This window comes from Pseudomonas sp. PB103 (assembly GCF_009764635.1).
GTDB lineage: Bacteria > Pseudomonadota > Gammaproteobacteria > Pseudomonadales > Pseudomonadaceae > Aquipseudomonas.
On the sequence record NZ_RWIL01000130.1, the window covers coordinates 1 to 21,936 of the forward strand.

Genomic DNA, 21,936 nt, shown 5'->3' on the forward strand with positions numbered 1-21,936 from the left:
CGAGAAAGTCGTCTTCCGGGATGGGCTTGCGTAGAGCTGACATGGTCGTCTCCAGAGTGGCGAGGTGTTGATCCAACAAAACTCGGATGCACTCATCCGCTCCGCTGGTTGCCGTTGGGCGCGGAGGTGAGTGCATTCGGGTGGTGTCGGAGGATAAGGAAGGGAAAACGGAGTGGCGGGGCAGTGGGGCCGGCGGTGGAGTCTTAGTCCGAGCCGCCGGCAACGAGCATGGTTACTCTACGATGCAGATCCAGCGGTGGTTGTAACGGTAAGGAGCGCGAGTGAAGTGCACATCTGAAACCAGATTCATGCCTCGCTCTTGAAGCGCTTCGGTCAGTTGTACGAGTGTCTCTGCTTGGATAGTCATTGCTGTCACCTCGTCAGATTTACTGCGTTCATAATTCTTGACCGAGCGGGCAACTGGCTAATTCAATTTTTCTAGCTGAGCGTTTCGGGAAGCGCTATCGGTCTCAGGTGATTTCCCGTCTGGCCCTGTAGCCAAGGCCAGCCAGTGAAGTCTGTTTTCCATTCCATGCTTGGCGCCGCGGTTTCCCCACCTGGCCGGCGTCACACATTTCGTGTTCGGTGTTATTCGCCGGCTGGCTTGCATGGATTGGCGTCCTCCCATATGGGGAGTCCGGCAGGTTCCATAGCCTGCATGGACTGGTGCTACTCTGTGGATTCCAAGGGAGGGTGATTGATGGATTTCGATCTGCTTACGCATGAGCTGAAAAAGGCATTTGCTCAACTGGACGTAACTGAAAAGCAGGAAGCGGCGAAAGCAGAAAAGCTCCAGCGAAAAACCGAACGTGCTGCCCGGCGCAAAGCTGCGCGGAGAAAGCCGGTAACCGTCAAAACAACTCAAAGACCGCCTGCAACAACAGCGTGTAGTGATTGCGGCAAGCCCACGAAGGCAGATGATGAGCTTTACTTCATTCCGGTGCAGTGCAACCACTGCCAAGATCTCTCAAGGTCAATCGACTTGGGAATTCATCCAAGAAGCCCCGTTGATTTTTCATTTGTGCACATTGTTCCGGGAGGGGCCCCGGGACTAGGAAGGCGTAAATGACAACCAAGAACAATCCAGACGAATCCCCCCAAGAAAGGCTTGATCGATTCCGCAGTAATCTGGAAAAACTAAAAAAGCGTTTTGACGAAATGCCGCCAGGGCGCGGAGCGGGAATGCCCGGCGAGATCAGAGCTCTTGAGCAGCGTATTAAGAGGGAAGAAATGCATATCCTCTCCGGCTATTACGAGCACAAAGGGCGGCCAGTTGGCGGCGGATCACCCGGCGGCGGGCGTCGTAAGTAGTCAGCTTTCCACAAAGCCCTTTTCAAGGCTCTCTGGAGAGCTTCCTGCCCGTTTTATTGCGGGCAGGCGGTCTCTATTTCTTGCACAGGCCAACGGTCGCTTTCCCGTCCGTGATTTTCCAGGCGCCTGTTAGGGCCAAGCCGCTGTACTCATCACCACGCAGCTTCTCCAGCTACGCCCTCCGAATGAGGTTTCCTGTGCCCAGCGCCGACATGAGGTCGAATCGCTGCGTACCGTTGCGCGGTACGTCCGCTGGCTATGCATCGGCCAGCTCGGCGTCCATCAGATTGTTAAAGAGCGGCGGGTCTGTTGAGGCCCTTCGCAGTGGCTATGTATCAATGCGATGGATGTAAATTAACCGGCGGTTTCCTTGTCGTCAATACCGGCGGTTAATTTATTTTGCAAAGGATTTAGTTATGCTTCGGCTTTACTGTATGGATGTACAGCTATCAGGAGCGAAGTAGATGGCGATGACAAAAAAACAACCTGAGAGAGGCCCTATGTCAGGTCTGGAGCGGCTATCGCTCAGGGTGTCGTCAATGATCAACCATCCAGTTGCGCAGATTCAGCGCTGGGTAACGATTCACCGCCTGGACACCGATGGCAACCGGGAGTGGGGGGAGGTGATGGGACTGTTGACCGAGACAGATGGCATAGGCATGACGTTCAACGACGATGAATCGGTGACATTGAAGTGGGAAGCGGGCACCGATGAAGACCGGCCTATCGAGGTAATGGCCGAGGAGCCAGCACCTTTTTGAGGAGCAATAAAAAGCCCGCTCATTGGCGGGCTTCTGTATTTTCTCGACCGGAAAGCTTATGCGAAGTTGTAACGCGCTTCCGTTTAAAGCATGTGGCGGTAGCACTAAAGCTCAAGATTTATTTCTTGTTCAATGACTGCGCTCTCTACTTCGCTTCCAAGTTCGTTGACCATGCTGCCATATATATCGTCATTAGGATCTGATGATTTAAAAGTTAGCACGAACGAAACTTCTTGATCTCCGAGTTCTGAGTGATGAGCCATCTGGAATTGATAGAGATCTCTTGCAAAAATACGTGCATGAATGCGAGCAGTAGTCTTGCCCAGTATCTTCGAAGAAAAATCCTTAACATGTCGACGGATCGGGCTCCATTTGGCGAGATCTTCTCGGGCGGTGAGCTCTTTTTCTTTGTGTTCTTTCATTGATCCGAGCAAATTTTCAGTTTTTCCCGCGCGAGTCGTCCCCTGTAAGGCTACCTGTAAACGAGTGGAGAAGTAATTAGGCCCGGTTAGAGTTGAGACTATCGGTTTGATTATGGCGGTTAACGCTATCGTGCCGGATAGTTTTTTGTCTTCGATCATGTCCGGCGGTAAGGGTATGTCGTTCCAGTAGTAAGAAAATCCGGGTTTTATTTTAGCAGTCCAGGCGAGGGTGACTGTGCCGCTTTCGCACATCCAAGGCAGACTATCTGCGGTCCACGGAGTTCCCCATCCGAGACCACTATCGTGAGTGTGTAGCTCGGATGTGTTGATAAGTAGGGCGCGCACCAGATCAGGTGTGGGCTGCTTTAAATTATTAAATGTGTGGGCTGCTAGCGAAGAAACAAGAGGCGTACTGAAGCTTGTACCGGTCTCGATAACTCCACCAATCATTCTTAGTGTGGAAAACCAAGAAAGATCGGGTTTGATCATCCCCGCAGCAGCAGGCCCTTTCAGGCTTTGCTTGCAAGCAAGACCTGGTGTCCCGTCTGCTTTCGCGATGCGCCCACTTACCGTGAGTGCCGCCTCGCAGTCAGCGGGCGGGCACAACGTCCTGTCCCCAAGCGCTGCAACATTTCCAATCGAAATAATAGGTAGGATATCAAAATCGCGCGCAATCTTGCTTATTTCATGTCCGAGGTAACTAACTTCATTCTTAGAAAGCGACGGCTTTTCCTGATTGAAGGACATGTTCCACACTTTGGTATGGCTGGCGGTGTCTTTTGCTACTGTCTTGAGGTAGGCCACCAGTTGGTGGAGCGAGGGTGACTTGGTAGCGCCTCTTTTTGCAATGGCCTGTGCAGATATAAATTTGCAATTCAGCGGGGGCAGTGATCGGTTGTTGTTCCATGAGTGCGCTTGGCAGATTAGAGAAGCTACCTGATTTCCATGCTTTATGTCGGCGTGTACGTCGTCAACTAGTACATTTATCTTTGATGTATGCAGGTGGCTGTAGCTGGCGGCATTCACTCCGCCATCGACTACGAGTACCGTTGGCAAACTCTGGACGGAGATCGGGGGCGTTGGTTCCATGCCAATCCCAGGTGTAGCTACGAGGCTAACAGGGGTCACCGGATCGACCCGATAGATTGCTCCAGATCCTACCAAGGCTGCAAGGGCTTCTTCCGAGCGAAGCATTATCGAGGCCGTGGCATAGCCAGTCTTCAAATATTCAACAAGTACTGAATCTAATTGTGCGTCATCCAGTTGTTGTTGCGTTTTGTGGGTCTTCTGATCTGGATAGAACTCAATATCGCCAAAGCCTAAATGGTACTGCTTATGAATCGACAGCAAACTGCTTTTCACAGAATTACGTGAGGCCACGCTTGTGAATGGTAGTAGCCATACATTGAAGTATCCGCCGGAATTAGACTTTTCGGTCTCTAGCCAAAGGACGGAAGTGTCGTGGTTGCGGAGCGTCTCTTTTGAATTAAAAAGACCTACTTCGCTCACTCGTGATATGTCCACTTTCTCGTTTACAGTTTTGCTTTTTTTTATGTTCAACGCGAGTGACGAGAACTTTTCTGTCGAGATTTCTATCAGATATCCATCGTGTGCGGGTGCGACTATTCTACACCCGGAGTCCGACCCGAAAATATCGCTAGGTGTCCATGATGGAGCGTGGGAGTCATCAAACATGCGCGCGATCAAGTGCGTCATTCCGCTATGCACGATCTTTTGCTCTTTGGCAATTTCAAGCACTTCGTTTGAAAGCTTTTCCTGCTGTAATTGCAATCTTGCGCCGACTATGCTTTTGGCGCTTTTTCCGCCACCCGGTACAGTGGCCGGCGAAGGCTCACGCATGAAGCGTAGTACTGGGTTAACTAAAGGCTTCCCTGCGTTCATCTATCTAACCTCTGAGGTATCCGGAAACTGTCTGTCTACTAATATTAAGGACTTTAGATATTTCTATATGGCTTAAGCCAAATTTCTCATGCAAATAATTTGTAGCCTGCTTGTTAGACTTTCCGTGCCATTCATCGCCATTTCCCTCGGAGTTTTGCGTTTCGAACTCAATTGCTGCCATGGCTGCAAGGGAAACATCGACTTCAGAATCTTTTTTGATAGCGTCTCTTCTCGCTGCCATTGATATGGATTCAATATCTGCTCCTGAAAGAGACTTGGAAAGTCGAGACAACAAAGTTAAATTCAGCTCTATTCCCTTGCCCTTAAATAAAAAATGATCCCAGAGGTGTTTTTTTAAGTCGTTAGAGGGCAGCGCAAAATTCATTCTGTAAGGGAACCTCCGCCAAATAGCTCTATCTAGAAGCTCTGAGTGGTTTGTGGCGGCAATTAGGATTGCTCTGTCATCAAGGGCGTCAATGGCTTGGATGAGCGTATTGACCACCCTTTTTAACTCTCCGAGTTCGTGCTTATCGTCGCGCACTTTTGCAATCGCATCGAATTCATCTAGAAAGAGGACGCCGCCCATCTTCGGTACATAATCAAAAACCCCGCGGATGTTCTTAGCGGTATCTCCTAGAAGCGACGAGACTAGTGAGTCGAGCCGCACGATATATAATGGCAATCCAAGCTGTGCAGCGATGTGTCCAGCGACTAATGTCTTTCCTGTACCGGGTGGTCCTGACATCAGGAGATTAGACTTCCCAGCCAGACCATGCTTAGCCAATTTCTCGTGATGTTTTATATCGCTCAGAAAGGAATCAAAAACATTTTTTATTTTTTCCTCAAGAAATATTGGAGTCACGGGCCATGGCTGTTCTTCAACAAGTGGGGCTCTTGATTTCGGGTCAGTCGGTAGGCTTTCACTGTACCCCGACGTACGCAACGGAACCCCTCGCTTCTGAAGCGAGGTTTTAATGAGCTGCCCGATCTCTAGGTCGGCCTTGGCAGACTGTGCCGCCAGTTTGCTTCCAACCTTACGAACGTCTGAATAATTCGCTTCCAGGGCCGCGTTTACGAGTAAGACGAGGTCATGCCCGTTGATGGTTACTGGTGATTGCACAGCTGGGACCTAAAATTGGTGTTGAAGGGCTAGAACTGTCTGCTTCAGCGGTCGCCATGTCAAGAATTTAAGGCTGTATGTTAAGTATTTCCGGCGAGAGGTTATGTTATTCAGGGATTTTGCTTAAGAATCTCTACCTGTCGAGTGCGTTAAGCCCTGCCGATGGACCACAGAGCAGAGATTTCTGGATCTGCGAACTGCGCTATCACTGACGTTTCAAGAACCTTTCAGACGAGGTGAGCATTCCAAACCAGCAGCACTCGCGCCTGGATGAAGGTTTCATCCGCCCTGATCGTCTGCGGCGTGTGCCTTTCGTTATCAGAAATCATCTTTATCTGGTCGTCGCCAATCCACTGAAGGCGCTTGATGTAGAGATGACCTTCCCAAGAGAACATGTAGATCCCATCGCCGGCGAACTCACGGACGCTGACATCGACCAGAAGCGGGTCGCGGTGCTTAATCGTCGGCGCCATCGACTGGCCCCAGCCTGTAACCATCTTCAGGTGGAAGTGTTCTTTGAATTCAACGCCCATCTCGCGCAAATGCTGCGGGCTGACACGCACGTCCTGGAACATCTCGGGATAGTCGTGCGGGATCTGTCCGCCACCCATGGCAGCGCGCACGTCGTAGTGCGCAATCCACACTTCGTCACCCACAACTCCTGGCCGGTAGTAGTCAATCTCGATGGCGCCTCCGGCATCATCTGCTTCAGCGGCGGCCATCAATCTTTGTCTGGCTGTGTCAGTAAGCCCTTTGCCCTGCTTATCGAGCATCTGGCGGACCATATCAGCGGCTGAAATCGTCGAAGTCGACGGCGCTTCGGAGACACTTGTCAGGCCGCTGATCTCGCGCGCAAGGCGCTTGCTGAAGCGCTCGACTGGGACGCCAAGTAAGCGCGATAGAACCGCCGCAAACTTGGCGTTTAAAGAATTCGTTCCGTTCAGGTACATCGCCACCGCAGCGGCCGATATATCGGCCTCCGCAGCAAGACTCGCCTGGGTTAATCCGAGCGCGTTCTTTTTCGATACGAAAAGCGCCTTTGCGGCGTCGCACTCAGCCTTCAGTTCTGGGGACAGCTCTTTCTTTCTGCTCATCCGTGAAATTTAACCGTTGGTTAATTTTAATGCGGCAACCGCCGGTGTTGCTTGAAAACTAACCGGCGGTTAATATTGGGGCCGACAATGTTTGCTGAGGCAACGACATGAAAAAGACGCCACTGCCAGAACTGGTTGAGCGAATTGGTCAGTCCGCTGTCGCCAAGGGCCTTGGTGTCAGCGCTCCCGCCATTTCGAAAGCCTTGAAGGCGGCCAGGGAAATCCTGGTCATTGAACATGAGGACGGAAAGCTGACAGCGGAGGAGGTTCGTCCATTCCCGTGTCAGCTGGCGGTTCAAAGAACCGCCGCCTGACATCGAAGTCCGCCGTTCCTTGAGCAAATGATCGCGCCGCTGGTGGCGCAAAGCCACGTAACAATTTTCGAGGTGTGACATGCAGGAATTGATGAGAGCGATCTACGACGTGGTTGACGACCATGGCACCAAAAAGATTGCCGAGGGCGCGGACTTCAAATCCCGGACGTTGCTTTCGCAGAAGGCTAACCCTGACTACGACACCCACCGCATGAACGTGGAGGAGCTGCACCGGATCATGAAGTTCACCCGGGACTTCCGCCCGCTCAAGGTTTGGGCAGAGGTGTTCGGTTTCGACCTGGTCCCGAAGGAGCGGCCGGAAGGGATCAACCTCAACGCTGCTCTGCTGCGACTGCATGCCGATCTTGCCGACGTTACCCGGCTTGCGTTCGACGCACAGGCTGACGGTCGAGTCTGTTCGGTCGAGAAAACGAGTCTGCTCAAGGAGGCTGAGGAAGTAATCGTCAGCTTGGAAGTGTTCAAGCAGTCCGTGAAGGCAGCCTGAATTTCAGACACAAAAAAGCCGACGTACGAGGTCGGCTTTTTCAATAGCGGTAAAACAAGTGGAGCCGATTATGCACGCACAGCCACAACAGGACAATACCGGACGTGTCGCGACACGTTTTTCGAATTCTGAAAACATGTCGCGTACCGTTATGTCCTCTCGCGAGATCGCCAACGTCACCGGTAAGCGTCACAACAACGTGAAGCGGGACATTGCTGCGATGCTGAAAGAATTAAAATTAGATGTGCTCAGTTTTGAGCACATCTATCTGGACGGCCAAAACCGCGAGCAGGTTGAGTACATGCTTGACCGCGAGCACACCGACTGCCTGCTCACCGGCTACAGCGCGCCGATGCGCATGAAGGTGATTCGCCGCTGGCGCGAACTGGAGCAGCAACATGGCGCCCGCGAGCAGGTCATGCTTAACGGGACCAAAGTTGTCGGCGAGCTCGCAATCCTTGAATGCTTCACGCGTCTGCTGAAGCCCGCGCCATCCAGCCAAGTCATGATGCTGAATCAGATCGCCGCCAACAACGGACTCGATGCCAAGTTCTTGCCGGGCTATGCCGTGGACGCAGCACGAGACGCTGTGGGTGGCTCATCCATGCCAACCAAGGCTGTTACCGCCCTGATCAAAGACAACGCGATCAGCAGCACCGCGCCTGGCTTCAACCGCGCATTGGCGGCCCATGGCTTCCTGAAGACCGTGCAACGCAAAAACTCCAAGCAGGAGACGGTTGAATTCTGGTCGGTGACTGAGAAAGGCCTGGCCTACGGCAAAAACCTCACCAGCCCGCAATGCCCACGCGAAACCCAGCCTCACTGGTATGTGGATCGTTTCCCTGAATTGGCCAAACTGGTCGGGAAGGCCTGAAATGCAATTCACCGTTACGATCAATCAGGTGAAGGCGTTGGAGTGGGGGCTGAATTCTCAGCAGGCCCTGCTGTTCGCCTTCGTCTACGGATGCCCGAGCTGGACCAAGCCAATCAAGACTGACGACGGGATCTTCTTCGCGTTGAGCAAGGCCAAGATCACGGAGGAGCTGCCGCTGCTCACTGACAAGCCGGACACTGCCTACCGCATGCTGAAGGCCCTGGAAGAAGCCGGTTTGATTGAGCTTTCCAGCACTTCGAACATCACTCTGTTTCGCCTCACCGAGAAAGCAATCGAGTGGAACCAGAAGCTGGACGGGTCGGAAAAATATCCGACCCCACCAAAGAACGAAGGTCGGAAAAAAATTCGATCTACCTCGGAAAAAAATCCGAGCAAGGTCGGAGAAAAATCCGAACAAGGGTCGGAAAAATCTCCGACAAATCAGGATACCAATCATCAGGGTACCAATCAGGATACCAGTCAGGACTTGCAAGGCAGCCCGGACAAGCCGGCCTGCAATCTGGTGCTGGTGGTTGATCGTACCGATACGCCACGGGTTGAGATTCCCGCCGACATGCCTGGCCCGAAAGACCAATCCTGCAAAACCTTCAAGGTGTGGGCGAACTACGCCATGGCCTACCGCAAGCGCTACAGCACCTGGCCGGTGTGGAACGCCAAGGTTGGTGGCCAGCTCGGTCAACTGGTCGACCGCCTCGGCGCCGATGTCGCTCACCACGTCGCTGCACACTTCCTGAAAACCGCCGATGCCGCGGTGCTGCGCAAGTGCCACAGCCTCAACGAACTGCTGGCCAACGCAGAGAGCTACCACACCCAGTGGGTGACCGGTCAGCGCATCAACGGCACGACAGCGCGCCAGATGGAACGGACCGAAGCGAACGTCTCCGCCGCCGAGCAGGCCGCGCAAATGGTCTTGGCCAAGCGCCAAGCAGGGGAGCGCAATGAATACCTTTGAAATGAATGACCAACAGGTTGCCGGGCTAGCTGCAGCGATCTGCGCCACCGCCGAGGCCATGGGTCAGGAAATGAACCCAGGCACCGCGGCGATGATGGCGGAAGACCTCTGCGCTTACTCAGTGCCCACCGTGAGAGCCGCGCTGAAGGCCTGCCGTTTCGAGGTGAAGGGCAAGCTGGCCATGGCTGACATTCTCCAGCGCGTGCAGGCCGCTGACGGTCGCCCGGCCAAAGACGAAGCATGGGCGATCGCCATGACCACAAACGACGAGTTCGAAACGGTGGTGCTGACCGACGAGATCCAGCTCGCGCTGGCTGCCGCAAAACCGATTCTTGATGCTGGCGACAAGGTCGGTGCGCGCATGGCGTTCATCAGCGCCTACGAGCGTTTGGTGACCCGGGCTCGCTCGGATGCGGCTCCGCCAAGTTGGAGCGTATCGCTCGGCCATGATCCAGTTCGGAGGATCACTGCGATTGAGTCGGCTGTGCGTATGCAGCTAATTAGCCAACAAGCAGGCGATCAGCATCTAACAGATCTGCGGGTTTCAGCAGTTAGCGCTGACGGCCAAGCCATTGCCGGATTGCTGACAGGGCGAGTGGTCGACGCCTCTCCAAGAGTGCGAGAGAAGTTGGCAGAGGTCCGCTCGATCATTGAAGGCAACCAAAAACAGCAGGCGCGCCAAAGGCTGAAAAAAGCTCAAGCAGCGCGAGTCGACACATACCTGCGCCGGCGCCGATTTCGCGCACAGGTCGCAGCGTTGCAAGGAAGGGAAACCAGCAGATGACCATTGATAAAAAGAAGCTCCAGAAGCTGCTGTGGGCTGAAGCCGCATCGTGGAGCGCGGACTGCGCCGACTGGAAGCGCAACACCGAGGCGCTGCAGGAATTCCTCGGGGAGAAGACCGTGGAGGAGGTGGCGCTTGATCTGCTCGCCGAGAACGAGAGACTCACTGCATTCGAAGAGGCGTATGCAACGGCCTGCAACGTCCGCAACCGGCTGATCAAAGAGAACGAGGCGCTGCGCAAAGCAATCGCCGACGTCGACGGCGCGCTGGAGCGTGAATACTGGAGCGAGTACGCCGGGCTTGAAGAGACTCGCTCCATCCTTGACACCGCCATTGGCAAGGCGGCTCAGGCATGACTGACAAGATTAGCGTTAACTGCCAGGCCAAGCTCTCCGAAGCCATCACCGCGCTCAGCACCATGTTCCGCGACAAGAAGTTCGTCGTCGTATCGCTGCGCCCGGGAAAGGACCGCACACTCGACCAAAACCGGCTGTGGTTCGCGATGTACAAACGCATCGCAGAGATGACCCAGATCGGCGACGAGGCCGACGCTCGCCGGTACTGCAAGTTACACGTCGGCGTGCAGATCCTGCTGAACGAGGACGCCGGGTTTCAGGCTGAGTGGTACCGCGTCATGCGTCACCTCCCGTACGAGACGAAGCTGGCCATGATGAGCGGCTGCAAACTCTTCGGCCCGGACGGATTTCCGGTGACGAGCCTTTTCAATCGCGCCCAGGGCGTGGCGTATACCGACCGCATCGTCGCGCGCTTCGCACAGCAGGGCGTGTACTTCGATGATCTGCTAAGCCAGGAGGCCGCATGAGTCTCACAGCAAGGAAGCCACGCCCCAAAAAATGCGCAGTTAAGGCATGCAGGGCCTCATTCGTTCCGCATGTGAGTTTCCAGTCTTGGTGCTCGCCGGACTGCGCCGTTGTCATCGCTCGCGGTAACCAGGAGAAAAAGCGCAAGGCACTTGCCAGCATTGAGCGCCGTGAGATCAAGGTACGCAAGGAGAAGCTGAAGAGCAGGGCGGAGCACATGCGCGAAGCCCAAGCCGCGTTCAACGAGTGGGTCCGCCTGCGTGATTCCCATCGCCCTTGCGTGAGCTGCGGTCGCCACCACGAAGGCCAATACCACGCAGGGCACTACCGCTCTGTGGGGGCGAACCCCGAGCTACGATTCGAGCCGCTCAACGTGTGGAAGCAATGCGCACCATGCAACACATACCTGTCTGGCAACCTTGTGAATTACCGGCTTTCGCTCCTGCAGCTGATCGGCCCGGATAAGGTCGATTGGCTGGAAGGACCGCACCCGGCTCGCAAGCACTCCATCGAAGAAATCAAAACGATCAAGGCCGAATTTAGGGCAAAGACCAAAGAACTTAAGAGGGCTGCTGCATGATTTATCGTAACGTGATTTCCGCCGTAGTCCGAGCGCTCGCGGCTGAGACCATCACCTCTGCCGGTGGCTGCGACTTTGAGCCCAAAGTGCAGTGCGCCAAGCAGAAGGGGGAGATCGTTGGCAAAGAGGCGGCGCTGCTCCAAGACTGCTGGGTGTTTGGTCGGTTGCACAAGGCGCTTACTCCAGCGCACTGGCGGGCACTGGTAGCGAAGTACTCCACTCACGAAGAGCGGAAGCACAGCGCCATTCTGGAATTACTTAACTCGGTCAAGACGCCAGCGCCGAAGCGCTTCCGGGAATGTGCAGTTTTGACCTGGGCAATTCCTCAAGTCGCTGGTGCGGAGGGTAAGCGCACTGCCGCCGTACTGCCGGCAGCTTGGTACGACATCACCAACTGGGGCAACGACGGCAAGCCGGAGTCGACCCGGTATCGGTGGCGATCCTCTATCCGCAAGGCGCTGGACGATCAGGTAAATGAGGCGCTCAGCGCTGCTCAGGAGTTGCTTGACGCAGAGGGTTTGATCGAAAGTTGCGCGGCGTAGCAAAAAGCAATTGCAATGAGTGAGAAAGTGAGAGAATATTTATCCATCCTGACGATCTTGCGCGTTAGGGATTCATAATTCGAAGCCTCGCCAAAATGCGGGGTTTTTTTTCGCCCGCTCGTCGATGAAAATGCACTACGTGTATTCAATCCTTCTCTCAGTAGTAAGCGCAGCACCTGCGCCCCTGACGGGAGAACATTATGATCGAAGACAATAACGGCCCTGATGCGCCATACCCGGGGCCAAGCGAGCAAACGCCTAAAGCTAGTGAAGGACATGATTCGGGCTTAGAGAATGCCGAATCTGAGCCGAAGCAGGGCGCTAACGAACGGCCAGAAGATTGGAACCCACCACCCGGAAACCCAGGCTCTGATCAAGACGCCCAAACAAACCGAGGTAATGGCGGTGCGGCTCTTACTGATGATTCGAACTCGGTCGACCAGCGCGATGATTTGAAAGAACCGCGCGACGCTCCGGCGTCCGATCCTGAATCCGGAGCTTGAAATAGAATTTCCCATTGCCCGCTCCGTGCGGGCTTTTTTATGCGACAAATTGCGCTAGCCCCGCATATCGCGGGGCTTCGGAACAATCAATTCAATTCCTCATCGCGCGCTTAATTCGCATCCAGTCCTGATAACCGGCCGTTCGTTTTGCATCCGCAACAGCTTCTGCTTCAGAGAAGCGCGCCCAGGCTTCAGCACTTCCTCGGTCGTACTGGATGATCCTATAAGCAGCTTCATCGAGCGCGTCTGCTTGACGAAAAAGCTCGGTGTTGGCAGCTATCTCGTCGTCCCAATAACGCTCATCTCTAAAGCCCAGAATGCTCTCGGTCATTGGAGTGCTCCTCGTCCCAGGTGAGAGCTGATGACTCTCGCCACCGGACATCTGTAACGCCAAACCTTTCCGCCATAGGCTTGGAAAAACGTTTAAGCGGCGGCCGGCCTGGCTTGGGTATTGGAACGAGGCCTGCGTCGCAGCTCGCCCACTGCCACGCTTCCGTGTTGTTCATCAGCTTCGTTCGAATGATGAATGACTTCGGTTTCCCGTGAAGTCTGTATTCAATTACGAAAAGGTCTATCGGTTTCATGAGTCCTCCTATTGCTCATGAACTAATGATTTTTGCTAGACGAAAAAATTCAAAGAATTGTCCGACAATCTTTAACGGACTGATTTGGATAAAAATTCCGGCCTACGCCATCGCGTAGCCCTTTGTTTTCGGCTCCGCCACACCCATCGCCTCAAGCTGGGAGTGCAGCGGATGCCGACCTATTCACATGCCCACGGAGTCGAGTGCATGGATTCTTTGCACCGCCTGCTCGACAGGTTGGATCTGCTGATCGCCGGCCTGTTTGGCGTCATTGTCGCCAGCTGGTGGCACAAGGACGATCTGACAGATTGGCGAGCCTGGCTTATTTTTCTCACTACCGGCTTGGCCTGTTCCGTGTACCTGACTGGCATGGTGAGCGCTTACCTTGGTGTGACTGAGCCGAACATCGTCATCGGTGTTGGGTTTCTGCTGGGTACCTTTGGCGGATCGCTGCTCGCGGCCATCAATCGGGCCATCAAAGCTGCTGACCTCTGGGCGCTTATTCGCCAGCGGTTCGGGGGAGGCAATCCACCATGAATCTTGAACTGATCAACTCGATCGCCTGCGGCTTGATTGCCTTGTGGGCGACTTGGTGTGTTCTGAGTGGACGAGTGCGGGACGGAGTCCTCGGCAAGCTGATCTATTCGGCGATCGCCATCAGCGGTTTCGTCGTGATGAGCCGGGAGCAGAACATCTTCATGATGGGGCCGACCACCGCCGGGATTACGTTGCACGTATCGCTCGCGCTCGCAGGTCTGCGCCACATCTTCATGGTCATCTGGTGGCAGCGAGTGAAAGCCTGGCTCTGCCGGACGCTGAACTGCGAACACTGCCTGCGCTGTGACAAGGCGCCGGGCGTTATCGAGCGTCGATCCAAGTAAGTCGCGACACGTTTCGCGAATCAGCAAATTGTGTCGCGACACTGGAGAAGAGCATGAGTGATCAATCGGGCGAGCACGTTCACTGGGTTGCCGACGGCCGCGGCCGGCGGTTGGTGTTCATAGATGGTGTGCGCACCAACTGGGTGGCGTATGCCGACACCAAGGCAGGTATCGCTGTTGTCTTCGATGACCCGGTAAAGTCCTCAGATGGCGAGCACATCGATTTTCATCCTGTGTGGGGTGAGATCACTGTTGTTCCCGTGGAGGACGCATGAGCAACGTAACTCGCCTTTATCATGCGCTGCCGCTGAGCGCGGACATCAACAAGGCTGTGACGGATTTGGACACTGCCATCGCCGAGGCAATCGATGCAGACAAAGCTGCCGGCTTGCCTCAAGGTCTGGTGTTGGCAATCCTCCACGGACAGGCCCACGCCCAGACGCACGAAATGGTGAAGGCATGACCGCCAAGCTGATCGACTTCAAGCGGGAAGGATGGCGAGACGCTGCGAAGACACTGCGCAAGATCGCTGACGACCTTGATGCTGGCGTCCATCCGGAATGCACCGTAGGCGCGCTCACCCTCGTAGGGCCGAAAGGCGAGGTGACGGTGTTCGGTCTCGGGCCCAAGTGCGACGACCTGCAGTGCTTAGGTGCGATGCGCTTGGGTGAGCAGAAGCTGATTGATGTCTTGCTCGATGGCGGGGAAGGGTAGGTGTGCCGCAGGTGAGTGCGGCACGGGCAGATCACTTAACTTTCAATGCCTCTTGGATTTGGTCGGCATATTTAGAAAGGTTGTCAAGCTCTTGCGAGAGGTGAACCGACGCCGAGCTTGATGCGCGTGCTGCGATCAGTTCCAGTGCACTAGCGACGGCATGAGCGCGGGCGACTTCCGAAGGGATCCTTGGACCTACAGCGGTAGTGGAGGCGCTGTGAAGTGTTTGAGACATGTTTCTTTCCTTCCGTTGAGTTGATCCCTACCAATACCGGCAACCCGTCACTACTTCAATCCCTGCTTTAGACTTACCTGAGACAATTTATGACAACCAAGCAACCCGACTGGGAGGTGATCGAACGAGCCTACCGGGCCGGTTCGCTTTCCATCAGAACCATCGCTGAGCGCCAGGGCGTGAGCGACACCGCGATCAGGAAGAAAGCCAAAGCCCTTGGATGGGCGAGAGATCTTTCTGACCAGGTACGAAAAGAGGTTCGCAGCAAGCTGGTTCGCGGAGAGGTTCGCAACGACCAAGGCGCGAACTGCGAACTCGACGCCGAGATCATCGAAGAGGCCGCAGAGGAAGGCGCCCGGGTGGTTCGCAGTCACCGGCGAGACATTCGCAAGGCGACGAATCTTGCGAACCTGCTGATGGATGATCTGCTGTCGACCATTCAGCGCCGCGAAGAGATCGAAGAAGACATCGAGGCCGAGACCTCCGAAGACAACAACGGTATGCGTCGCGCATCAATGCTCGCCGCCGTCTCGCTGCCCAGCAATTCCAAAACACTGTTCCAGCTTTCCTCTGCAATGAAGAACCTGCAGGTTCTGGAGCGTCAGGCATACAGCCTGGACGAGAAGGAGAAGACGGACGAAGCCGACGAACTCTCGAAGATGATGGACGAACTATCGAAGGACGCCTGACATGAAGCCCGAGCACATGAAGCTGCTCCGGGATAAGCGTTGGAGGCTGAACAATCTCTACTTCATCACTGACAAGCAGGGGAAGAAAACCCGCTTCCGGATGACGGACGAGCAGATCGAATACTTCGACGGGATGCATACCCGGAACATCATCCTTAAAGCTCGGCAGCTGGGCTTCACCACCGAATGCTGCATCATTCAGCTCGACGCAGCTCTGTTTGAGTCGGCCAAGTGCGCGTTGATCGCCCACACCCTGAACGATGCCAAGCGCCTGTTTCGGGAAAAGGTGAAGTACGCCTACGACAATCTGCCGAAGGAGATCCGCGCCGCTAATCCGGCGAGCAACGACGCAGCCGGTGAGTTGGTGTTCAGCAAAGGCGGTTCGCTCTACGTCAGCACTTCGTTCCGGGGCGGCACGCTGCGTTACCTGCACGTATCCGAGTTCGGGAAGATCTGCGCCAAGTTTCCGCACAAGGCGCGCGAGATCGTTACCGGCGCGTTTGAGGCTGTGGCCACCGATTGCTTCGTCACGATTGAATCGACAGCGGAAGGCCGAGCCGGCTACTTCTTCGATTACTCGCAGACGGCCGAGAAGCAACTCCTGTCCGGTACGCCGCTCGGCAAGCTGGACTGGAAGTTCTTCTTTTTCAGTTGGTGGAAGAACAAGGCCTACTGGCTCGACCCGACTGAGGCGGTCATCCCGCAGCGACTGACCGATTACTTCAACGAGCTGTTCGCCAAGCACGGCATCGACACGAACCCGGGCCAGCGCGCCTGGTACGCCGCCAAGGAGAAGACCCTCGGCGACGACATGAAGCGGGAATACCCGTCTCTGCCGGCAGAAGCCTTCCAGCAGTCAATCGAGGGCGCCTACTACGCCAAGCAATTTACGAAGCTCTACGCCGCTCAGCGCATCGGCGCGCTACCGGACAACAGCCATCTGCCGGTGCACACGATCTGGGATATCGGCGTCGGCGACTCTACGGCGATCTGGTTTGTCCGGATCGTCGGCGAGGAATACCACGTCATCGACTTCTACGAGAACAGCGGTGAAGGCCTTCGGCATTACATGAAAGTGCTCAAGGATCGCAAATACACGTATGGCGATCACTGGGGCCCCCACGACATCGATAACCGAGAATTCGGCAGCGACGGCAAGACTCGCCGCGAGCTGGCACGCGAGGGCTACGAGATCGACGGGCAGAAATACAGCCTCAAGTTCAGCGTTGTTCCGAAGCTTGGCATCGACGAAGGCATTGAGCAGGTGCGGGAGATCCTTCCGGCCTGCGCCTTCGATGAGTCCAAGTGCGAACTGGGTATCTCCTGTCTGGAGAATTACCGAAAGGAGTGGGACGACAAGCGGGGCTGCTGGAAAGACAAACCACTTCACGACTGGTCATCGCACGGCGCGGACGCCTTCCGCTACTTCGCCGTATCGATGGGCCGACGCAAACGCACAGGCGGAACACGCCGAATTGGAGGCTTGGCCTGATGCCAGTGCAATCGACAAACCCCGATTACGACGCGCACATCGCCGAATGGGAAATGATGGACGACGCGCTCGAGGGTGAGTGCGCCGTAAAGCGCAATGAACGCAACCTGCCCAAGCCGAGCGGCATGGTCGAAGCTGAGAAGCTCGACGCTGGGGGCAACAAGTACCTCTACGAAAATTACACGAACCGGGCTCAGTACGAACACTGGGTGCGTGATTCTCTGCGCTCGATGATGGGCTTGGTATCTCGGCTGATCCCGGAGATCGAACTGCCCACCGGTTTGAAAGGGCTGGAGGACAACGCTACAGCGGACGGCTTCGGCCTGAAGCAGTTATTCTTCCGTATGGTGCGCCAGGCTATCTCGCACGGTCGGGTGCCGCTGGTGGTGAACATCGACGATAACGGCGAGCCGTATTTCTCGACGTACGCCACGCGCAACGCCATCAACTGGGACACCGCCGATCAAGGCGGCCGGCAGGACCTGGTGCTTTCTGTGTTCCGCGAGTTCCGCAAGAAGGGCGGCGACCGATACAGCCATGACTGCGACACGGTGTTCCGCGAGTTCTACATGCAAGGCGAGGTCTGTTACACCGCGGTGCGCAATGAAGGTGGTGAGCTAGTCGAAGATGAGAAGCCGTTGGGTACTACCGGCACCGACAACCGCCTGATCAAGGGCCTGTCGTATTTGCCTGTGATCTACTGCGGATCGACCGACAACTCTCCGGACGTCGATGAGGTTCCGCTTCTGACGATGGCGCGGGCGGCATTGAAGTCCTATCAGATCAGCGCTGACTACTTCAGCTCTTTGCATCAGACAAGTCATCCACAGCCATGGGTATCCGGCCTGGATGAGGCGGTAGAGTTGAGCGTAACCGGTCCATCCGCTGCCTGGGATCTTGGTCCGAATGGCAAGGCTGAATATCTGGAGTTCAAGGGCACGGGCATTGAAGCCAACCGCAAGGCGATGGATGACCAAAAGAACGCTGCGCTTGAAGCCGGCGCCAAGGTCATGGACGTGGCCGGTACGGAGTCGGGTGAAGCGCGCAAAACCCGCCAAAACGACCAGCACGCCACGCTACACAGCATCGTTATCACGGTGGCCGAGGCAGTAGAGCAGGGTCTGCGTTACGCCGCTGAGTGGAAGGGCTACGACCCCAAGCAGGTCAAGTTCAAGGTAAATCCTGAGTTTGTGACCCCTACGGTCGACGCCCAGGTGCTCGCGGAACTGCTTAAGGGTGTGATGGCTGGAACGATCAGCGCCGACACCTACTGGCAGTACCTCACCACCGGCAAGCTGCCGGAGCGCCCATACGAAGACGAAGCCGACCTGATCAGCGATGAGCGCGAGTCGGCCGGCATCAACCTGGACAAAGAAGATGCCAACAGCAAACCAGGAACAGGCGGACAGCCAACTGCTGGAGCAGACGACACGTCACTCGGTAATGCTGGAGCGGCTTAAGGCCGGCGAGGTCAAGAAGTTTGAGAAGTACTTGCGCCAGATCGACGCACTGGTGCGGGAGCAACTGACCCGCAAGGAGTTGACGACCTACAGTCGCGATCGCCTTGAGCAGTTCCTGGCCCGAGTCGACGGAAAGCTGCTGGAGATTTACAAGGCCTTCGGCGATGTTGTGCAGGTCGACCTGGTGGAGATTGCGCTGTATGAGTCCACCTTCGAGGCCAGCAGCCTCAGCCATGCGTTGTCGATTGATGCAGTTATCCCAGCCAACGTCGTGATCCGGGCCGCGGTGTTCTCGTATCCGCTTCAGGTCAAAGGGTTGGATGGCGGCAAGCTGCTGAAGAGCTTTCTCAGCGGCTGGACCAGGACTGAAACAATGCGGGTGACGAACACGATCCGGCTCGGCTTTGGTCAGGGCCAGACGAACGCCCAGATCATTCAGGCAGTGCGCGGCACCGCGGCGCAGAACTTCACCGACGGCATTCTCGCTGTGAGCAACCTTAACGCAGCGTCAGTCGTGCAGACGGCGATTCAGCATGTGGCTACGACTGCGCGGATGGAAACCCTCAAGGCTAACAGTGACGTGGTGCTGGGTTATCGCTGGTTGTCGACACTGGACCGCAAGACGTCTCAGCAGTGCAAAGGCTTGGACGGAATGCGCTTCGACCTGGGCAAAGGGCCGTTGCCGCCGGCGCACATCAACTGTCGCTCCACGACGGTGCCGATAACGAGGCTGTCAGAGATGTTTTCAAAGGGCGCCACGCGCGCATCGGTAGGCAATACTGGCGTTGGCCAGGTCGATGCCAGCATGAATTATTACGAGTGGCTGGCGACGCAGCCGGCGAGCTTTCAGGATCATGCGCTCGGACCGGTGCGAGGCAAGCTGTTTCGCAATGGTGGCCTGACGCCCGAGAAGTTTGCCATGCTGCAGCTCGACAAGAGATTCAAGCCGTTGACTCTGGCGCAGTTGAAGGATCTCGAACCTGACATGTTCACCCGGGCAGGCGTTACACTTGGGGCTCAACCAGGTTGAGATGACCGATGCAGATCATTGTTGAGGATGGGCAGGGAAGGGCAGATGCCAACAGCCTCGTGCCGCTGGAGAAGCTGACCTTCTACCGCGACTACTACGGCTTTCGATTCCCTGAGACGGAGGCTGATCAGGTCGCGTTGCTACTGCGTGCCGCGGCAGAGATCAACGCCCGGCAGTGGAAAGGGCGTAAGGCCAATCCCGATCAGGCCATGGCCTGGCCTCGACGTGACTGCAAGATCGAATACCAGACGCTTTCGGAGACGTTCGTGCCCTTTGAGCTTGAGTGGGGCCAGGTACGGCTGGCGGTCGAGCTGTACGCCGCCGAGCAGGGCTTCCAGATCGAAGAGCCAACTCACTGCACTGAGCCAAACGGCCGGCGCACGCGGTTGAACCGTGATACGCCAGGATTGCGCATGCGCCCGCCGCCATATGCCCCGAGCAGGACGCAGTTCGCTGATTACCTGGTCATGCGCGGGCTTTCGATAGTCCGATAAACCACAGAATTCACACCAAACCGCCCAATGGGCGGTTTTTTTATGCCCGTCAGGCGGGCCAACCAATCCCCAGGGGATACCCATGCCATTTGAATTTGACCCGGCCGCCGCTGGCCTCACCCTCGACGCAACTCAAACCGCAGCCCTCCAAGAGGTGCTTGGCGGAAAGGTTCAGGAGTATCTGGACAAGGAAGTAAACGGGCTCAAGTCCAAGAATCAGGAATTGCTTGGTTCTAACCGTACCATCAAGACCGAACTGGACAAGCTGAAAGGTCAATTCGAAGGCCTGGATATCGACGCGGTGAAGGGCTTACTCACCAAAGTCGGCCAAGACGAAGAAACGAAGCTGATTGCCGAAGGCAAGCTCGACGAGGTGATCAATCGCCGCACCGAGCGCCTTCGCACCGACTCCGAGAAGCAAATCAAAGCCGCCAATGAGCGCGCCGACAAGGCCGAAGCCTTCGCTGCCAAGTACAGCGACAAGGTACTGGCCGACTCCATCCGCGCTGCTGCCATCAAGGCTGGCGCGCTCCCCGAGGCAGCCGAAGACATCATCCTGCGCGCCCGGGGCACTTTCAAACTCAGTGAAGACGGCGAGGCGATTGCCACCGACCGTGACGGCGACGTCGTTTACGGGAAGGACGGGAAAACCCCGCTGTCGCCGCTCGAATGGGCGGAGTCGCTGCGTGAAACAGCAACACACCTGTGGCCAAGGGCTCAGGGTGCCGGGCAGACCGGCGACAACGGTGGCAAGGCCACGAAAAAGTGGGGCGAGTACACGGAAACCGAGCGCGCTGCGCTGGCCCGAGACAACCCCGATCTGTTCAAGAAAATCCAGGCCACCCAAGGAACCTAATTCATGGCAACTACCCAACTGACCGACATCTTCGTCGGCGAGTACTACGCCTCGCTGGCGCCGGTTAACAGCCCGGAAAAGACCGCTGTTTATGAGTCGGGCATCGTGACTCGCTCGCCTGTGCTGGATGCGATCGCCTCCGGCAGCCAAGGCACTGCCGAGATCAGCTACTGGCAGGATCTGAACGCTGATGAAGCCCCGAACATCAGCAACGACGACCCGAACGACCAAGGCGAAGTTGGCAAAGTCGAGCAGGACAGCATGCGTGCCCGCGTTCTTTACCTCAACAAAGGCTACGGCGTTACCGACCTGACCGCAGAGCTGGCCAACACCGAACCACAACAGCAGATCCGCAACCGCTTCGGCACCTACTGGACTCGCCAGTGGCAGCGTTACACCCTGGGAGCCGCTCGCGGCATCATCGCCTCAAACATCGCGAACAACGGTGGTGACATGGTCATCGACGCGGGCGCGACTATCAGCGCGAACGCCTTCCAGGATGCTGCGTTCACCGCGGGCGACGCGGCCGACCAGTTTGGCGCGATCGGCGTGCACTCGGTCGTGATGAACCAAATGGTCAAGCAGGATCTCATCGAGTACCTGCGTGACTCCGACGGCAAGATCATCCTGGCCACTTACCTGGGCAAACCTGTGTTCATGGATGATGGTCTGGTCTATGGCACTGGCAAGTACCTGTCCGTGTTCTTCGGCCAAGGCGCTTTCGGTTATGGCGAGGGCACGCCGAAGGTGCCGGTAGAACTCGAGCGTAAGCCGGGCGGCGGTAACGGCGGTGGTGCCGAAGTGTTGTGGGAGCGAAAGACCTACATCCTCCAGCCTGCTGGTTTCAGCTGGAAGGGTTCTGAAGCCCAGAACGCGAGTCCTACCGCTACTCAATACGCGGCCGCAGGGAACTGGCAGCGCGTGTTCAACCGGAAGCAGGTCCCGTTTGCTGCTGTTATCAGCGGTACCACCGCGCCGTAATTCGGCTTCCACAA

The 21,936-nt window shown here is 56.1% G+C and carries 30 protein-coding genes; 25 read left to right on the forward strand and 5 right to left on the reverse strand.

Features of this window, described 5'->3' with window-relative positions:
• Positions 1-700 precede the first annotated feature (700 nt).
• The 3 genes from EJA70_RS23670 (at position 701) to EJA70_RS23680 (ending at position 2,072) form a co-directional block, all read left to right on the forward strand.
• Complete coding sequence (locus EJA70_RS23670; RefSeq protein ID WP_158833904.1) at positions 701-1,069, forward strand: hypothetical protein; 369 nt, start codon at positions 701-703, stop codon at positions 1,067-1,069.
• A complete protein-coding gene (locus EJA70_RS23675; protein WP_158833906.1) occupies positions 1,066-1,311 on the forward strand; it encodes a hypothetical protein in 246 nt (81 codons plus the stop codon). Before EJA70_RS23670 ends, EJA70_RS23675 begins: the two co-directional genes overlap by 4 nt.
• Before the next feature lie 464 nt (positions 1,312-1,775).
• Complete coding sequence (locus EJA70_RS23680) at positions 1,776-2,072, forward strand: DUF1654 domain-containing protein (protein WP_158833908.1); 297 nt, start codon at positions 1,776-1,778, stop codon at positions 2,070-2,072.
• Between the two features lie 104 nt (positions 2,073-2,176).
• Here EJA70_RS23680 and EJA70_RS23685 read toward each other — a convergent pair whose 3' ends face one another.
• The 3 genes from EJA70_RS23685 to EJA70_RS23695 all read right to left on the reverse strand — a co-directional run bounded on the left by EJA70_RS23685 (position 2,177) and on the right by EJA70_RS23695 (position 6,610).
• Positions 2,177-4,396, reverse strand: a complete 2,220-nt coding sequence (locus tag EJA70_RS23685; RefSeq protein WP_158833910.1) for a S8 family serine peptidase — start codon at positions 4,394-4,396, stop codon at positions 2,177-2,179.
• Between the two features lie 4 nt (positions 4,397-4,400).
• Positions 4,401-5,516 (reverse strand): AAA family ATPase, encoded by a 1,116-nt coding sequence (locus EJA70_RS23690; protein WP_158833912.1) that lies wholly within the window; start codon positions 5,514-5,516, stop codon positions 4,401-4,403.
• A 227-nt stretch (positions 5,517-5,743) separates the two neighbouring features.
• Complete coding sequence (locus tag EJA70_RS23695) at positions 5,744-6,610, reverse strand: S24 family peptidase (protein WP_158833914.1); 867 nt, start codon at positions 6,608-6,610, stop codon at positions 5,744-5,746.
• A gap of 107 nt (positions 6,611-6,717) precedes the next feature.
• On the opposite strand from EJA70_RS23695, the gene EJA70_RS23700 reads away from it, so the two are divergent.
• The 10 genes from EJA70_RS23700 (at position 6,718) to EJA70_RS23745 (ending at position 12,506) form a co-directional block, all read left to right on the forward strand.
• Positions 6,718-6,924 carry a Cro/CI family transcriptional regulator gene (locus EJA70_RS23700; RefSeq protein WP_158833916.1) on the forward strand — a complete coding sequence of 69 codons (207 nt, stop codon included), beginning with the start codon at positions 6,718-6,720 and terminating at the stop codon, positions 6,922-6,924.
• Between the two features lie 79 nt (positions 6,925-7,003).
• Positions 7,004-7,429 carry a phage regulatory CII family protein gene (locus EJA70_RS23705; protein ID WP_158833918.1) on the forward strand — a complete coding sequence of 142 codons (426 nt, stop codon included), beginning with the start codon at positions 7,004-7,006 and terminating at the stop codon, positions 7,427-7,429.
• Between the two features lie 151 nt (positions 7,430-7,580).
• Positions 7,581-8,303 carry a Rha family transcriptional regulator gene (locus tag EJA70_RS23710; protein ID WP_158834097.1) on the forward strand — a complete coding sequence of 241 codons (723 nt, stop codon included), beginning with the start codon at positions 7,581-7,583 and terminating at the stop codon, positions 8,301-8,303.
• 1 nt (position 8,304) lies between these two features.
• Positions 8,305-9,276: a phage replication protein gene (locus EJA70_RS23715; RefSeq protein WP_158834099.1), complete on the forward strand. Its 972-nt coding sequence runs from the start codon at positions 8,305-8,307 to the stop codon at positions 9,274-9,276.
• Positions 9,263-10,060, forward strand: a complete 798-nt coding sequence (locus tag EJA70_RS23720) for a hypothetical protein (RefSeq protein WP_158833920.1) — start codon at positions 9,263-9,265, stop codon at positions 10,058-10,060. Before EJA70_RS23715 ends, EJA70_RS23720 begins: the two co-directional genes overlap by 14 nt.
• On the forward strand, positions 10,057-10,416 hold the full coding sequence (locus EJA70_RS23725; RefSeq protein ID WP_158833922.1) for a hypothetical protein: 360 nt from the start codon (positions 10,057-10,059) through the stop codon (positions 10,414-10,416). Before EJA70_RS23720 ends, EJA70_RS23725 begins: the two co-directional genes overlap by 4 nt.
• Positions 10,413-10,883 carry a hypothetical protein gene (locus EJA70_RS23730; protein WP_158833924.1) on the forward strand — a complete coding sequence of 157 codons (471 nt, stop codon included), beginning with the start codon at positions 10,413-10,415 and terminating at the stop codon, positions 10,881-10,883. The genes EJA70_RS23725 and EJA70_RS23730 overlap by 4 nt, the downstream gene beginning before the upstream one ends.
• Positions 10,880-11,461 (forward strand): recombination protein NinG, encoded by a 582-nt coding sequence (locus EJA70_RS23735; protein ID WP_158833926.1) that lies wholly within the window; start codon positions 10,880-10,882, stop codon positions 11,459-11,461. Before EJA70_RS23730 ends, EJA70_RS23735 begins: the two co-directional genes overlap by 4 nt.
• Entirely contained in the window at positions 11,458-12,003 is a 546-nt protein-coding gene (locus tag EJA70_RS23740) for a hypothetical protein (RefSeq protein WP_158833928.1), read from the forward strand. The genes EJA70_RS23735 and EJA70_RS23740 overlap by 4 nt, the downstream gene beginning before the upstream one ends.
• 200 nt (positions 12,004-12,203) lie before the next feature.
• Positions 12,204-12,506 (forward strand): hypothetical protein, encoded by a 303-nt coding sequence (locus EJA70_RS23745; protein WP_158833930.1) that lies wholly within the window; start codon positions 12,204-12,206, stop codon positions 12,504-12,506.
• A 91-nt stretch (positions 12,507-12,597) separates the two neighbouring features.
• Here the strand turns inward: EJA70_RS23745 and EJA70_RS23750 are convergent, their stop codons facing one another.
• Positions 12,598-12,837 carry a hypothetical protein gene (locus EJA70_RS23750; protein WP_158833932.1) on the reverse strand — a complete coding sequence of 80 codons (240 nt, stop codon included), beginning with the start codon at positions 12,835-12,837 and terminating at the stop codon, positions 12,598-12,600.
• Positions 12,812-13,090, reverse strand: coding sequence for a DUF6555 family protein (locus tag EJA70_RS31170; RefSeq protein WP_256677721.1), 279 nt, complete (start codon positions 13,088-13,090; stop codon positions 12,812-12,814). Before EJA70_RS31170 ends, EJA70_RS23750 begins: the two co-directional genes overlap by 26 nt.
• 207 nt (positions 13,091-13,297) lie before the next feature.
• On the opposite strand from EJA70_RS31170, the gene EJA70_RS23755 reads away from it, so the two are divergent.
• The 12 genes from EJA70_RS23755 to EJA70_RS23810 all read left to right on the forward strand — a co-directional run bounded on the left by EJA70_RS23755 (position 13,298) and on the right by EJA70_RS23810 (position 21,922).
• Entirely contained in the window at positions 13,298-13,627 is a 330-nt protein-coding gene (locus EJA70_RS23755; protein WP_158833934.1) for an MFS transporter, read from the forward strand.
• A complete protein-coding gene (locus EJA70_RS23760; RefSeq protein WP_158833936.1) occupies positions 13,624-13,971 on the forward strand; it encodes a hypothetical protein in 348 nt (115 codons plus the stop codon). Before EJA70_RS23755 ends, EJA70_RS23760 begins: the two co-directional genes overlap by 4 nt.
• Before the next feature lie 53 nt (positions 13,972-14,024).
• Positions 14,025-14,246: a hypothetical protein gene (locus tag EJA70_RS23765; protein WP_158833938.1), complete on the forward strand. Its 222-nt coding sequence runs from the start codon at positions 14,025-14,027 to the stop codon at positions 14,244-14,246.
• Positions 14,243-14,434: a hypothetical protein gene (locus EJA70_RS23770; protein ID WP_158833939.1), complete on the forward strand. Its 192-nt coding sequence runs from the start codon at positions 14,243-14,245 to the stop codon at positions 14,432-14,434. Before EJA70_RS23765 ends, EJA70_RS23770 begins: the two co-directional genes overlap by 4 nt.
• Positions 14,431-14,685, forward strand: a complete 255-nt coding sequence (locus EJA70_RS23775) for a hypothetical protein (protein ID WP_158833941.1) — start codon at positions 14,431-14,433, stop codon at positions 14,683-14,685. The genes EJA70_RS23770 and EJA70_RS23775 overlap by 4 nt, the downstream gene beginning before the upstream one ends.
• Before the next feature lie 324 nt (positions 14,686-15,009).
• Entirely contained in the window at positions 15,010-15,609 is a 600-nt protein-coding gene (locus EJA70_RS23780) for a hypothetical protein (protein ID WP_158833943.1), read from the forward strand.
• Between the two features lies 1 nt (position 15,610).
• Positions 15,611-17,101, forward strand: a complete 1,491-nt coding sequence (locus EJA70_RS23785) for a terminase (protein WP_158833945.1) — start codon at positions 15,611-15,613, stop codon at positions 17,099-17,101.
• Positions 17,101-18,561: a DUF4055 domain-containing protein gene (locus tag EJA70_RS23790; protein WP_158833947.1), complete on the forward strand. Its 1,461-nt coding sequence runs from the start codon at positions 17,101-17,103 to the stop codon at positions 18,559-18,561. The genes EJA70_RS23785 and EJA70_RS23790 overlap by 1 nt, the downstream gene beginning before the upstream one ends.
• On the forward strand, positions 18,479-19,591 hold the full coding sequence (locus tag EJA70_RS23795; RefSeq protein WP_178116966.1) for a minor capsid protein: 1,113 nt from the start codon (positions 18,479-18,481) through the stop codon (positions 19,589-19,591). The genes EJA70_RS23790 and EJA70_RS23795 overlap by 83 nt, the downstream gene beginning before the upstream one ends.
• Positions 19,592-19,599: 8 nt before the next feature.
• The gene (locus EJA70_RS23800) at positions 19,600-20,085 is read left to right on the forward strand and encodes a DnaT-like ssDNA-binding protein (protein ID WP_158833949.1); all 486 of its coding nucleotides are present in this window, start codon (positions 19,600-19,602) and stop codon (positions 20,083-20,085) included.
• An 82-nt stretch (positions 20,086-20,167) separates the two neighbouring features.
• Positions 20,168-20,941, forward strand: a complete 774-nt coding sequence (locus EJA70_RS23805; protein ID WP_158833951.1) for a hypothetical protein — start codon at positions 20,168-20,170, stop codon at positions 20,939-20,941.
• Positions 20,942-20,944: 3 nt separating this feature from the next.
• A complete protein-coding gene (locus tag EJA70_RS23810) occupies positions 20,945-21,922 on the forward strand; it encodes a phage coat protein (protein WP_158833953.1) in 978 nt (325 codons plus the stop codon).
• Positions 21,923-21,936 lie beyond the last annotated feature (14 nt).